General features: G+C 66.4%; 12 protein-coding genes. 5 read left to right on the plus strand and 7 right to left on the minus strand.

The window, feature by feature from the left end; all coding sequences use genetic code 11:
* Window positions 1-24: 24 nt before the first annotated feature.
* From ACWW1C_RS28620 to ACWW1C_RS28640, 5 genes are all read left to right on the plus strand, one after another.
* Window positions 25-1,365, plus strand: coding sequence for an FAD-binding oxidoreductase (locus ACWW1C_RS28620; protein WP_455981397.1), 1,341 nt, complete (start codon window positions 25-27; stop codon window positions 1,363-1,365).
* A gap of 206 nt (window positions 1,366-1,571) precedes the next feature.
* Window positions 1,572-3,023 carry a WS/DGAT/MGAT family O-acyltransferase gene (locus ACWW1C_RS28625; RefSeq protein ID WP_455981398.1) on the plus strand — a complete coding sequence of 484 codons (1,452 nt, stop codon included), beginning with the start codon at window positions 1,572-1,574 and terminating at the stop codon, window positions 3,021-3,023.
* Window positions 3,024-3,098: 75 nt separating this feature from the next.
* Window positions 3,099-3,872, plus strand: a complete 774-nt coding sequence (locus ACWW1C_RS28630; RefSeq protein ID WP_455981399.1) for a glucose 1-dehydrogenase — start codon at window positions 3,099-3,101, stop codon at window positions 3,870-3,872.
* 7 nt (window positions 3,873-3,879) lie between these two features.
* Window positions 3,880-4,995 carry an alpha/beta hydrolase gene (locus ACWW1C_RS28635; protein WP_455981400.1) on the plus strand — a complete coding sequence of 372 codons (1,116 nt, stop codon included), beginning with the start codon at window positions 3,880-3,882 and terminating at the stop codon, window positions 4,993-4,995.
* Window positions 4,996-5,059: 64 nt separating this feature from the next.
* Window positions 5,060-5,911: a hypothetical protein gene (locus tag ACWW1C_RS28640; protein ID WP_455981401.1), complete on the plus strand. Its 852-nt coding sequence runs from the start codon at window positions 5,060-5,062 to the stop codon at window positions 5,909-5,911.
* Here the strand turns inward: ACWW1C_RS28640 and ACWW1C_RS28645 are convergent.
* From ACWW1C_RS28645 to ACWW1C_RS28675, 7 genes are all read right to left on the minus strand, one after another.
* Entirely contained in the window at window positions 5,908-6,888 is a 981-nt protein-coding gene (locus ACWW1C_RS28645; RefSeq protein ID WP_455981402.1) for an amidohydrolase family protein, read from the minus strand. The genes ACWW1C_RS28640 and ACWW1C_RS28645 overlap by 4 nt on opposite strands.
* 14 nt (window positions 6,889-6,902) lie before the next feature.
* Window positions 6,903-8,006 (minus strand): MBL fold metallo-hydrolase, encoded by a 1,104-nt coding sequence (locus tag ACWW1C_RS28650; RefSeq protein WP_455981403.1) that lies wholly within the window; start codon window positions 8,004-8,006, stop codon window positions 6,903-6,905.
* Window positions 8,007-8,057: 51 nt separating this feature from the next.
* Window positions 8,058-9,074 (minus strand): glycoside hydrolase family 6 protein, encoded by a 1,017-nt coding sequence (locus ACWW1C_RS28655; protein ID WP_455981404.1) that lies wholly within the window; start codon window positions 9,072-9,074, stop codon window positions 8,058-8,060.
* Between the two features lie 102 nt (window positions 9,075-9,176).
* A complete protein-coding gene (locus tag ACWW1C_RS28660) occupies window positions 9,177-9,446 on the minus strand; it encodes a hypothetical protein (RefSeq protein WP_455981405.1) in 270 nt (89 codons plus the stop codon).
* 82 nt (window positions 9,447-9,528) lie between these two features.
* Entirely contained in the window at window positions 9,529-9,954 is a 426-nt protein-coding gene (locus ACWW1C_RS28665) for a DUF4189 domain-containing protein (protein WP_455981406.1), read from the minus strand.
* Between the two features lie 110 nt (window positions 9,955-10,064).
* Entirely contained in the window at window positions 10,065-12,020 is a 1,956-nt protein-coding gene (locus ACWW1C_RS28670) for an acyl-CoA dehydrogenase family protein (protein ID WP_455981407.1), read from the minus strand.
* Between the two features lie 47 nt (window positions 12,021-12,067).
* Window positions 12,068-13,378 carry a cytochrome P450 gene (locus tag ACWW1C_RS28675; protein WP_455981408.1) on the minus strand — a complete coding sequence of 437 codons (1,311 nt, stop codon included), beginning with the start codon at window positions 13,376-13,378 and terminating at the stop codon, window positions 12,068-12,070.
* Between the last annotated feature and the right edge of the window lie 2 nt (window positions 13,379-13,380).

Below are 13,380 nucleotides of genomic sequence, written 5' to 3' on the forward strand. Positions count from 1 at the left end.
CCCGGAACCCTCACAGGACGGGTCGTGTGCCCGGATGACGCCGACTACCCCGCGGCCTGTGCCGGATTCAACCTGTTGTGCACAAACCAGCCCGCTGCCATCGTATTCGCCAGGGATACAACCGATGTCGTCAATGCACTGACCTGGTCCCGCCAGCATGCCCTACCGGTGCGGGCCCGCAGCGGGCGGCACTGCCTCGAAGGCTGGTCCACCGTGGACGACGGTGTCGTCATCGACGTCAGTCATCTGAAGTCCGCGGCGATCGACGCCGCCGCACGCACCGCGACGGTTGGTGCCGGTCTCAACCAGTCCGAAGCGGTAGCGACGCTGGGCCGGGCCGGCTTCGCTGCACCCACCGGCACCGAGGGCTCCGTCGGACTGGTAGGCGCGACACTCGGCGGTGGCTTCGGCCTCCTCACGCGTGCCTACGGCATGGCGTGTGACAACCTCCTCGCGGCCGAGATCGTGGTCGCATCCGCCGGCGGCGGCGCCGAGGTGATGGTCGCCGACGCGCACACCAACACGGACCTGTTGTGGGCGCTGCGCGGCGCCGGCAACGGCAATTTCGGCATCGCCACGTCGATGACGTACTCGATTCATCCACTCGCACAATGCACCTATATCGTCGCGCGTTGGCCCGGCCTAAACGACCTCCCCGCGGTTTTCGATACCTGGCAACGCTGTGCGCCGTTCTCGGATCATCGCCTCACGAGCCAATTGGAGATCCGTCGCGACGAAATTTCGATGGTCGGTGTCCTTGCCTCCGGTTCGGAGCGCGACGCACTCGAGATGCTGGCGCCGATGCTGTCCGTCGGCGCGCCCCGTGTCGAATGCACTGACGCCAATTGGCACGACATATTCGCCGGCTTCCAGATACCGGTGGACGACGAGCCCGCGAACTGGAAGTTCCTCTCGCAGTTCATGTCTGATCCTTTTCCAGCGGAAGCGATACAACTCGTCGGCGACTACATGGCGACAGCGCCGACCCCCGCCTGCAATTACTTCACCAACGCATTACGCGGCGCAGTCCCGGTGAGCGAACCCACCGGAGGCGCGGCCTTCGCCCACCGAGATTCCCTCTTCTATGCCGAACCGGGCGCGGGCTGGGGCGTCCGCGGCGGCGCACCCGCCGCGGACGATCCGTTGACCGACCGCTGCCTCAACTGGATCGCCGAGTTCGGAGAAGCATTGCAGCCGTTCATGAATGGTGCGTATACCAACGTCCCCAATGCCGGTATGCCCGACTGGGAGCGCGCCTATTGGGGTGCCAATGTCGACCGATTGCGCGCCGTCAAAGCGAAATACGATCCCGATAATATATTCCAGTTCGAACAATGCATCAGAACTGTGCCGAGCGTCGAGTAGAGCGATAGTTCTACACCTTTTCGTCAGTCGCAGAATAAGTGAAACAGTTAACCGAGTTCACTTGGTAGAGAGACCCAAACCGTGGCGAACCGCCTGCTAGGCGGCGAATTTCAATCTCGCTGACTGGGAAGTAGCAATTGCGAAACCCGCAACCGCGGATACGTTATTGCCGCCACAAATCCGTGGTCCACGAGGGGAGTATTGCGGTGAAGCGCTTGTCCGGCATGGATGCCATGTTCTTGTCCATGGAGGGCACCGAATGGCCACAACACACCCTGGGGTTGATGATTCTCGATCCCAGTGACGCGCCGGGGTTCGATTTCGAGCATCTGCGTGATCACCTCGACCGCCGGCTGCCCTACCTACCGTCGTTTCGGCGCCGCATCCAAGAGGTGCCGCTGGGCCTGGACCGGCCGGTGTGGGTCGACGATCCCGCGTTCAAGCTCGACTACCACATTCACCGTGCGGCACTGCCCGCTCCCGGTGGCGAGAAAGAACTCGCCGATGTCGTCGGCGAGATCCTGGCCCGTCAGCTCAACCGCAACCAGCCCCTCTGGGAGAGCTGGTTCGTCGAGGGCCTCGAGGGCGGCCGCGTCGCCTTCATCGCCAAGACGCACCACTCCATCGTCGACGGCGTGTCCGGCGCCGGTCTGTCCTCGGTGCTCTGCGACGTGACGCCGGACGCCAACGGCCCGATCGTCGAGCTGCCCGACGAAGGCGAGCAGCCCCGTCACTCGAGCCTCGAACTGTTCGCCAAGGGCACGCTGTCCGCCGCGGCCACGCCGCCGAAAGTCGTTCAGTACCTTGGGCAGACCGTCCGCAACGCCGTGACCACCATCAGCCATCTACGGCGCGACGACCCACCGCCACGACCGATGAGCGCCCCCAAGACCAGCTTCAACGGCGCGCTCAGCTCACACCGCAGCTTCGCCTACGCGACGCTGCCGATGGCGCACATCAAGCACGTCAAGAACGGTCTCGGCGTCAAGGTCAACGACGTGATCCTGAGCGTCGTGGCGGGCGCGCTGCGTACCTACCTGATCAAGCGCGACGCACTACCCGAGACGCCGGTACTGGCGACCGTGCCCATGTCCACCCGCGACGCGGGCGACGAGACCCCCGGTAACCACGTGCACACCATGATCGCCTCCATGTGCACCGATGTGGATGATCCGGTCGAGCGGCTGTCCGCCATCCACAACGGCATGAACAGCGCCAAGGCGCTGGCCGAGGATCTGCAGGCGGGCCAGACCATCGGCCTGACCGACTTCGCGCCGCCGGTGCTGCTGAACCTGATGTTCAAGGGCTTCCGCGCCGCCAAACTCGAGGACAAGCTGCCGTTGGCCAGCAACCTCATCGTCTCGAATGTCCCCGGTCCGCCGATCCCGCTGTACATGGCGGGCGCCAAGATCGAGCACATCGTGCCGGTCGGTCCGCTGACCGTCGGCATGGGCATCAACGTCACCGTCTTCAGTTACGGCGGCAACGTCGACGTCGGCATCCAGGCTGACCCGGACCTGGTCGAGGACCCGTGGGAGATCCTCGAAGGCGTCAAGGCCGAGCTCGGCCGGCTGCTCGCCGCTTCCGGCTGGGTAGAGGCGGGCGCGAAGAAGGATGCAGTCCCACCGGGTGGGAGTTCGCCCGACACCGGCGAGTAGATGTGCTTGCCTTCACACGAGGGCGGACGCGATAGCGATCCCGTGCCCTGAGGACGTCGAAAGGAAGTTGCTGCGATGGCAGATTCGGATAGCTTGTCGGACGTGGTGGCGATCGTCACCGGTGGCTCACGCGGCCTCGGCGCGTCGATGGCGCGGCACATCGTCGCCGGCGGCGGCAAGGTCGTCATCGCTGACGTGCTCGACGACGAGGGCAACCAGTTGGCAGCCGAGCTCGGAGACGCGGCACGCTACGCGCATCTCGACGTAACCGATCGCGCCCAGTGGGACGCGGCCGTCGCGCTGACGGTCGCCGAGTTCGGCAAGATCACCGGCCTGGTGAACAACGCCGGCATCTCCACCGGCCAGTTCATCGAGCACGAGCCGCTGGAGCACTTCCGTACCGTGCTCGACGTCAACCTGGTCGGCGTCTTCAACGGCCTGCAGGCCGTGATCGCGCCGATGCGTGCGGCCGGTGGCGGCTCCATCGTCAACATCTCGTCGGCGGCCGGCCTCATGGGCCTCGCCCTGACGGCGGGATACGGCGCCTCGAAGTGGGCGGTACGTGGCCTGAGCAAGATCGCCGCCGTCGAGCTGGGCACCGACGGCATCCGCGTCAACTCCGTGCATCCCGGCATGACCTACACGCCGATGACGGCGCAGGTCGGCATCCAGCAAGGTGAGGGCAACTACCCCAACACCCCGATGGGTCGCGTCGGCGAGGCCGACGAAATCGCCGGTGCGGTGACCTACCTGCTCTCACGTGCCGCCTCGTACGTCACCGGTGCCGAGATCGCGGTCGACGGCGGCTGGACCACGGGTCCCACCGTGAAATACGTGATGGGGCAATAGCGCAACGGTGTCTGCCCCACTGAGCAACGATGGGTTGCCCGAGCCGCCCACGGTGAACCGTCCCGAGTGCATGGGCGTCAACGAGCGCATGGCGGTGGCACCTCATATCGCCATCGATGAAGCCGTGCTCGCCGTCATGCGCCTGCGCCGGCCGAAGCTGCCCGCTGAAGCCGCGCCCGAACGCCTGGCCGCCGAACTCGACATGGCCGCGGCCATGTTCAAGAAGCGCGGCTGGATCTCCAAACCGTCGAAGTACCACCGCACTCCGCCAAAACTGAACAACGCCGACGTCCTGCACCGGGGCACTCACAACGGGCCGCTCGGCCACGAGACGATGTCCTTCGCTTCGGAGTTCGACGCTCGGCCTTTCGAGTCGGGCGCGGGGCGCCGGCCCGGCACCGACCGCAACGGCACCGTCACCGTCCGACTGCTGCGCCGCCCCGACTCCCCCGCGCCGTGGGTCGTCATCCTGCACGGGTTCGGCATGGGGTCATCGCGCTTCGACTTGAACGTGCTGTGGGCCAACCATCTGCACCACAAGCTCGGATACAATGTGGCACTACCGATTTCGCCACTGCATGGGCCTCGGCGGGAGCCGGCCGACGGACAGTTGCTGTCACTGGACCTGACCTCGATGCTGCACGGCATCACGCAGGCGGTGTGGGATGTCCGCCGGTTGGTGAGCTGGATTCGCAGCACCACCGACGCGCCGGTGGGCCTCTACGGCGTTTCGCTCGGCGGCTACCTGTCCACCGTGCTGGCCGGACTCGAACGGTTCGACGCGGTGGCCGCGGCACTACCGTTCGCCGATCCGCTGGCACTGCTGACCCACCACGGTCCGCCTGAGGAATACCGGGACGTCATTGCGTCCGACGACGCCCGGACCGTCTTCCAGGTCGTGTCGCCGCTGGCGCTGCCGACGGTCGTCGCACCGCGGGACCGGACGCTGTTCATCGCCAAGGCGGACCGGCTGATTCCGGTGGAACAGTCTGAGGCCCTGGCTGATTCGTGGCAGGCCGAACATGTGCGCTGGGTCAACGTCGGGCACGTCGGATTCACCTGGACCCGCGCGGCACGCGGAATCCTCGGCCGCCGGTTCCGGGAGTCACTGGGCACCGCCTAGGCCGGTATCCCGGTCAGCGGCACACCTCACGTCACGGCGGTTGACGCGGCGGCGATGATTGAATATGGCGAACTCCGGATCGTTCCCGTCCTGGGACTCGTTCCCGAACTGGGACCCGTTCAAGCCGCTGGACACCTTGTCGTCGCTGTGGTCGTCGGCCGCGAGCAGCGCACTGACCGGTGGTCCGGCCGGCGCCTACAAGACCCTGTTCGACACGCTGCGCAAGCAGGTGGTCGGCCGACGCCTGACCGTCAAGCTCGAGTCCGGCGAGATGACGCTGACGGTCACCGCGATCGAGGCCGACCTCGACGTGCGGAGCCTGTCGGTCGGGCAGCTCAATGACATCTCCCTCTCGGCATCCGACATCGTTTGGAACGGTTGGCAATTCGACAATGCCACCGCCGTTCTGCACAACGTGCACATCAAACCGAGCAACACACCGGTGCTCGTCGCGGCACCGCTGGACCTGACCGTCGAGATGTCCACCACGGCCCTCGACAAGATGATCGACCGCGCGTGGTCGTCGCCCGGTCGTGCGGCACCCAGGCTGATCGGCCGGATCGACGCCGGGGTCGTCGCTGAAATCCGTTGGGCCAAAAGACCTGACATCGGCCATCTCGAGGTCGAGGCGACCATCGACGGGTCGACGCTGTTGGTCAAGCCACGACTGATCGCGCTGCGCAAGTCCCGGTGGCACCTACCGAAACGATTGCCCGCCTATCGAATCCAGTTGCCAAAGCTTCCCCGCGAACTCGCGCCGACATCCGTCAGCTTCAGCCCGGACGTGCTGCAGTTGACCGGGCGGATGCCAGAATGGCGCGCCGAGGTGCCGCGCCGGCGCATCGAAGAGGCCATCAATCAGCTCAACCAGATGGGCAGGTCACTCAACCTGAGCTGGCTGGGCCGCGCTCTCTAGCTGCCGATCTTCGGGATGCGATCCCCGAAGAGCCGCAACGCATTCTGATAGCCGACCTGGCGCCGGTCGGGCTCGTCCATCGGATATGACGCCAGAAAGTTCGCGCCGTCGACGTTGTCGTCCATCGGATAGTCCACCGAGAACATCACGCGGTCGGCTCCCATCACCGACAACGTGCACGCCATGGCCGGTGGGGAGAAGTTGCCGCTCGTGGTGAAGTAGAAGTTCTCCCGCAGATACTCCGACGGCAGCTTCTGCAGATGGCCACCCGACCCGCCCAGCCCGTAGTACCGATCGGTGCGAAATGCGGTGAACGGCAGCATCTCTCCGAGATGACCGAGGATCATCTGGAGATTCGGGTGGCGATCGAACAACCCCGAGTAGATCAGCCGCAACGCGTGCGTGCCCGCCTCGACGGCGAACCCCCAGGACGCCAGATGCAGGCCCTGGTCGACGTAGGGTGCGAACCAGGCGTCCATCACCGCCGGGTGCGGTGTGGTCGGGTGCAGATAGATCGGCACGCCAAGGTTCTCGGCAGCCGCGAACAGCGGTTCGTAGGCCGGGTCGTCGAGGTACCGCCCGTGAGTGTGGCCGTTGATGAGCGCACCGACCAATCCGAGATCGTCGACAGCCCTGTGCAATTCGGCCACGGCGGCGTCAGGGTCCTGGGTCGCGAGAGTGGCGAAGCCGCCGAACCGGTCAGGGTATTGCCGCACCGTCTCTGCGAGATCGTCGTTTGCGCGGCGCGCGTAGTCGACGGCGACCGCAGGGTCGTCGTACTCCTGCACGCCGGGGTCGAAGAGGGACAGAATCTGGAAGTCGATGCCGGCGGCGTCCATCTGCGCCAGCCGAAGGGGCCCGCGGTCGTAGAGCCGGTCGAAGCCGGTGCGGTTGTTGGACGCCAGCCACGTCGCGACCACGTTGCCATCGCTCGCCGGGTGCCACGCGTAATGCTCTTCCAGCGCGATCAGGTGCATAGGCCGAGGATAAGTCAGAGAGCGAAGACCTGGCCGTCGCGCGCGACGGTGATCTTGCCCGGGTAGCGGCGGCCGATCGCCTCCCGCCACTTCGCGTCGGGCAGGTCGGTGGGCGAATAGTGGCTCAACACAACATGCTTGGCGCCCGCCGCCGCGGCGACTTCACCGACCTGCTCGGCGGACGTATGGGACCGCACCAGATATCCCGGCGGGAACCTGGCGTTGCTGCCGCCGTCGGCGAGGCTGAACTGGGCCTCGTGCACGAGGATGTCGGTCCCCTGCGCGAGGGCGATCAGGTTGTCAGACTTGGTCGTGTCGCCCGAGAACGTCACCGAAACACCAGACTTCAGCAGGTCGAAGCGAAAAGCGAAGGCCGGGTACACATCGTAGTGGCTCACCAGGGTCGCGGTGACGCGGACGTTGTTGTCCGTCATCACCGGGAAGGGATCGGTGCGCGGCGCCCGATTCAGATAGTCGGAGCCGGGCGGCACGACAACTTCGTTCACGTCGACCAGGCTCTGGATGTCGTCGGTGCCCATGTCCCGGATGAAGATGTTGCTCGTGTAGGCGAAGGCCTGGTGCAGCGCCTGCGTCATGGCCGCGATCCCCGGGGTGGGGTTGGCCGGTTCGACGGTCGGCGGGTTCGGATTGCCGACCTCGCTCGACGGCAGACCACCGGCCGGGCCGGGTCCGTACACCGTCACCGCGCCTTTACCGGGTGCCGCGGTGTAGCCGCCGGACAGGAAGAAGCTGTAATAGTCGACGATGTGGTCGGTGTGCAGGTGTGTGATGAACAGGCTGCGCAGCTGGTCGAATCTCAGACCCGCGTTCGTGAAGGCGTTCAAAGAGCCCAAGCCGCAGTCGATCTGATAGACGTCGTCACCGATCTTGAGTGCTGACGAGATGCCCGTCCGGTTCGGCACCGGCGGCGGGCCCGCCTGGACCCCAAGGGTGATCAGCGCGTTCTGCGGCAGCTCAGCGCCCCGCGGCTCGGCTGAACTGTCGGCCGACGTCGCCAGCGCGGCGCCACCGAGCAGGGCCGTTACCGAGGCGGCAATCGCCGTCCGCCGGGAGATCGCGTCAACGCCGTCGGCACAGTCAGGGCCACACCCATGCATGACGGCAACGTATCGCCCTTTGCGCCGAAACCACGGCCTCGGCGCGCGGAATCAGTGCGCCGCGTTACGGGCCAGGTCGATGGCGAACGACTTCACGAAGGTGCCCGCGCCCGGTTCCCCCCGGCCGCATGACCCGTCCGACTCGCCGACCCGCTTGACCCACAGGTAGGCATCAGCGTGCGCACCGGCGGTATCGGTGGTGGGCGCGACGCCCAGCGCCCGGCCGTCGGGGTTGCACCAGTACATCGGGTCGCCCTCGGCCGGCCCGGCACCGTTGCGCGAGGTGTCGATGACGTAGTGCGCACCGTTGGTGAGGCCGGAGATCGCCTCGCCGTATCCGATCTCCTCACCGGTGGTGAAGTAGTTGGTGGTGTTGAGGCTGAAGCCGCGCGCCTTGGCGACACCGACATCGTTCAGTCGCGAGGCCATCGTCTCGGCGCTCACCCAGCGCGAGTGTCCGGCGTCGATGTAGACCGCCGCGGCAGGGTCGCGGGTGAGCGTGTCGACGGCGTAGCGGATCAGATCGAAGCGCTCCTGCCGCTGGCCGGCGGACAGGCAGTCCGCCATCGCGAGTGCATCGGGCTCGACGATGATCGCCGCCGGCGAGCCACCGAGGCCGGCCGCGACGCTGTCGATCCACGCGCGGTAGCTGTCGCCCGATCCGAATCCGCCCGCCGCGTAACTGCCGCAATCGCGGTGCGGGATCCCGTACAGCACCAGTACGGGCGTGGCGCCCGCGGCGTTGGCCGCGCCGGTCAGCCCGGCGACAGTGCCACCGACCGTGGAGGCGGGGAACGCCTGGTCCAGCCAGTAGGCCTGCGGTGTGTTGGCGATGGCGGTGAGCTCAGGGCTGGGCGGGTCGGCCTGTGCGGCGGCGGCCCGGGCCTTCGAGATCGGATCGGAGTAGAAGGGCCGGCCGGCCAGCGGGTTGCCGTCATCGACGAGGCGGATCGCCGGGCTTTCGGCCCGCGGTGCCGGATCAAGCGGCAGGCTCACACTCGCGACGGCGGCCACAGCCAGGAAGGGAGCAGTCCAGCGGGCAACGACGCCAACAGCTGAGGAGATCACCTCAGAAAAATAGTTCGACTTGGTTAATAAACGCCAATCGGGGGCCAAAGTTGGTGTGCGAGTGACCAATGTGGCTATTGGCCGCGGGCGCCGCTCGACCGACTACCGGTGCCCACCGCCGCCGCCAGGGTGCACGGGGTTGATGACGCCGACGCCGGGATACAGGTACCACTCGTCGTCACCGAACGGGAACTCGTCATCGCTCGCGATGACCGACGGCGACGCGGCCGGCACCGACGTGGGACCGCTGATTTCACTGCCCTGACAGACGGTCACCGATGGGTCGCAGATGTCGGCCTGCGCCGCCGGTGCGGCAAGAATCCCCGCCGTCACGCCCGCTGCCGCGAACAGAGTCGCCTTCTTCCGATCCATGGCGGTCCCTTTCGCCGTCCGCAATCCGTATTGGACGAAGCTACCGCCACTCGCGAGAATTCGTGGGTTCCCCGCCACCTGGTCAGTGTTCGGTACCCAGCGAGCAGAACGACAGGATGACGGTGCCCCCGAAAGACGTCGACAACCGGGCTTTCGTCTCGGCATCCTTCTGCGTCTGGGCCACGCCCGTGCCCCACATGAGGCTGTGGTTGAACGGGTTCGGACTCGTCGCGAGTGCTGCGCACTCGTTGTCGCCCCACACCACGATCCGGCAGTCGGTGCCGCCCTTGTTCAGGCAGTAACCCACCGCGTCGTACTTGGCCTGGTTCGCATCGAGCAGGCTCTGCGTGTAGCCCCACTGGCCTGTCGCCGGTGAGAACGCGATCGCCAGGTACCTGTTGACTCCGGCACTTGCCGGGCTCGCCGCGCCGAGCGCGCCGGCGATAGCGCCGGCGGCGACGAGGGCAGCGGCGGCGGCTGAGCGGCGACGGACGGATGCAACGGTCATGGCGTTCTCCTTGGCTGGTCGGCGCCCTCGTGGGCTCCGTTCATTACCTAGGAGTGCGCAGCCACCGCCACGGCGACACTTTTTTCGGAACGGCTTTTCCCGCTCGCCGCTCAGATGTCCGGAATGCGCTCCGGGTGCAGCATCTCGGCGTAGCGCAGTTCCTCGGGGATCCCGAACCCGTCGACCAGCACCTCGGCGTACGGCCGAAGCTTGCGGCAGCGATCGTTGATCCCGGCGGTGACGGCCTTGGCCCGATCCATCGACAAGAAGCGGTGCTCGATGTACCACGCCTTGTCCTCTTCGATCACCGAGAGCGCATACAGGTCGCACAGGAGGCCGAAGAGCTCGCGGGCTTCAGGGTCGGCGCAGTCGTCGATGCCGGCGGCGAAGGACTCGAACACGATGCGGTCGATGTGCGCCGACGCCGCATGCAGCACGTGGTCCTGCACCGAGTTGAACGCCTCGAACGGGCTCATCTCCTTGGAGTTGGCCTGCAGACGCCGGGCCACCGTCGACAGCAGGTAGTCGGCCCGGTCCTCGAACATCTTGGCCTGGGTGCCGCGGTTGAAGAGGCTGCCCTCTTCCTCGTTGTCCTGACGAGTGTCGAGCAGGTTCTGCAGAATCGTCTCGGTGCCGGTGCTCCTGCGCACCCGCTCACGGGCCGTGCTGGTGGCGAACCGCACCCATTCGAACGGACTCATGCCCTTGATGTCGTCGGCGTACTCGGTGAGCAGGTGCTTGGCCACCAACTGCGTCAAGACGTGATTGTCGCCTTCGAAGGTCGTGAACACATCGGTGTCGGCCTTGAGCGCGATGAGCCGGTTCTCCGCGAGATAACCCGCACCGCCGCAGGCTTCGCGACATTCCTGGATGGCCTTGGTGGCATGCCACGTGGCGGCGGCCTTGAGTCCCGCGGCCCGCGCTTCCAGTTCCCGCTGCACCTCACCGTCGGGTTCCTCGACGTCCTGCAGATCATGCAGGTCGGACACCAACTCGTTCTGCGCGAACTGCAGCGCATAGGACTTCGCGATCAATGGCAGCAGCCGACGCTGATGCACCAGGTAGTCCATGATCAGGACTTCCTCGTCAGTTTGTGTCTTGCCCCCCGGTTGCTTCGCTCCTGCCCCTGACGGCGCCTCGAACTGCCTGCGCTGCAACGCATACCGGACGGCGATGTCCAGTGCGACGCGCGCGGCGGCCGCGGCGCTGCCGCCGACCGTCACGCGGCCACGGATCAGCGTGCCCAGCATGGTGAAGAACCGCCGGTTGGGGTTGTCGATCGGGGACGAGTACGTCCCGTCCTCGGCGACGTCGCCGTAGCGGTTGAGCAGGTTATCCCGCGGGATCCGCACGTGGTCGAACTGGATGCGACCGTTGTCGACGCCGGGCAGTCCGCCCTTGTAATGGCAGTCCGAGGTGCGGATGCCGGGCAGGTCGTTGCCGTACTCATCGCGTATCGGCACCACGAAGCAGTGCACGCCATGGTTCTCGCCCTTGGTGATGAGCTGCGCGAAAACCGCTGATACCTGGGCTGATTCAGCGGCGCCGCCGATGTAGTCCTTCCGCGACGTCGGCGTCGGTGAGTCGATGACGAATTCCCCGGTCGCCGGGTCGTACGTCGCCGTCGTCTCCAGGGACTGGACGTCGCTGCCATGCCCGGTCTCCGTCATGCCGAAGCAGCCGACGAGGTCCAGGTCGATGGCCTTGCGCACGTACGCTTCGTGGTGGCGTTCCGTGCCCAGGTTGTCGATGGCGCCGCCGAACAGACCCCACTGCACCCCGGCCTTGACCATCAACGACAGGTCGCTCATGGCCAGCGTCTCGATGCGGGCGATCGTGGCGCCCGCATCGCCGTTGCCGCCGTGGCCCTTCGCGAAGGCATCCTCGGCGGCGCCGCGCGAGGCCATGTACTTCATCTGCTCGGTGACCTTGGCGCGGGCCACCGCGGTGTCCGGGGTGTAGTGCGGCTTGAACAGGTCTACGGAAAGCTCTTGCCGAATAAGGTCTTTCACGTCGCGCCAACGTCCATCGAGGGCGTAGCGGAGATGTTCGGCGGTCGTGGTCACAAGGGTCCCCTCCATCGCACGGTCGCGTTGACGACCGAATGGTCCATCTAGCGTTCGATGCTGATGCCGTACAGATCGATGCTGTGCGGCAGCGACTTCTGCGAGTTCAGCGTAGCTCCGCGCAGCACTGGAGTGGATCCGTTCAACACGTGCGCCAGGAAGGCCTGCCCCAGGAACACCGACAGGCCGGCGCCCGGGCAGCCCTGTGGGCCGTGGCTGAAGAAGTTGTACGACCAGTCGCTCCCGGCGTCCCCGCTGACCCATTCACCTGGTGAAAAACGGTCGGCGTAAGGGATCCGGTCGCGGTTCCGGTGGTTGAACACGTTGTAGATGAGGACCTGCTTGCCTTCGGGCAGCACCGCCCCACTGGGGAACTCGATATCCCGGGTCGCGACGCGGCCGAACAACCCCGTCGTCGGCCACAGCCGCATGGTGTCGAGCAGGCACCCGCCGAGGTACTTCAGGGACGCGATACCCTGCCCCGAATTGATGTCGGCCGTCGCCACTTCCGCACGAACCTCACTCAGGTTCTCGGCGTGGGTGGCCAGCACTGCGAGGGTCCGGAAAGCGTTGGCCGCCAAGGTGTCCCCCATCGCGAAGAACCAGTGGATCACCTGGCTCGCGGGGCTCGCGGTCTCCGGCGGGGCGGTTTCCGCGATGAGCGCGGCCAGGCTGCCCGGCTCGGGGTCGGTCAGGTAGGACTCGATGTGGGAGACGAATTCCGGATAGCCGGGCGCAGGCTCGCCGGGCATCCCGTTGCCCGCGGACATCAGCGCGCCGAGCTGGGAGGTGAGCCGGTTGTCGTCGCCGGCCTTGTCGCCGAACACCACACACCGCGTCAGCCGCTGGAATGCCGCGTTCCACTCCGACCATTTCAGCTCGCCAGAACCGAGGCCCGCCACGGTCCGCGCGACCTTCTCGACGAATGCCTGCGCCAACCGGTGCACCGGGTGGCCGGTGTCCAGCACCGCTTCGGCGAACCGGCGGCGGTCCTCCCACGGCTGCCCGCGCGAGATGGTGAGTGCGTCCGGCTGGAACGCCGCCATGCCCTCCCGCTTGGGCTTCGGGTCGGACGCGAACGGGTCGGGCGACCCACCCAATACGAACTCGAGGTCGTCGGGGTGGTGCACCAGCAGCGCCTCGTCGGCGACGACCCGCACGTAGAACGGACCGGGCCCGTAGCTGCGCACCATGCCCTCGACGAGCTGATAGCCCAGGTAGTCCGAGCTGAGCCCAGATGCGATGCGGCTGGGCAACTCTCGCTTGTTGAAAAGTCCCAGAAGGACGTTCGGCACACCGATCTGGGCGGTGAACCGAACACCTTCGACGATGGATGCGTGCGGGAAATCCTCGGCCATCG

It is taken from the genome of Mycobacterium sp. HM-7 (genome assembly GCF_053852335.1).

Bases quoted from the DNA above. Each gene is read 5' to 3' on its own strand.
- ACWW1C_RS28660 (WP_455981405.1), bottom strand. From the start codon at position 9,446: ATGGATCGGAAGAAGGCGACTCTGTTCGCGGCAGCGGGCGTGACGGCG.
- ACWW1C_RS28645 (WP_455981402.1), bottom strand. From the start codon at position 6,888: ATGCACCTGATCGCGCTGGAAGAGCATTACGCGTGGCACCCGGCGAGC.
- ACWW1C_RS28630 (WP_455981399.1), top strand. From the start codon at position 3,099: ATGGCAGATTCGGATAGCTTGTCGGACGTGGTGGCGATCGTCACCGGT.
- ACWW1C_RS28675 (WP_455981408.1), bottom strand. From the start codon at position 13,378: ATGGCCGAGGATTTCCCGCACGCATCCATCGTCGAAGGTGTTCGGTTC.
- ACWW1C_RS28640 (WP_455981401.1), top strand. From the start codon at position 5,060: ATGGCGAACTCCGGATCGTTCCCGTCCTGGGACTCGTTCCCGAACTGG.
- ACWW1C_RS28665 (WP_455981406.1), bottom strand. From the start codon at position 9,954: ATGACCGTTGCATCCGTCCGTCGCCGCTCAGCCGCCGCCGCTGCCCTC.
- ACWW1C_RS28650 (WP_455981403.1), bottom strand. From the start codon at position 8,006: ATGCATGGGTGTGGCCCTGACTGTGCCGACGGCGTTGACGCGATCTCC.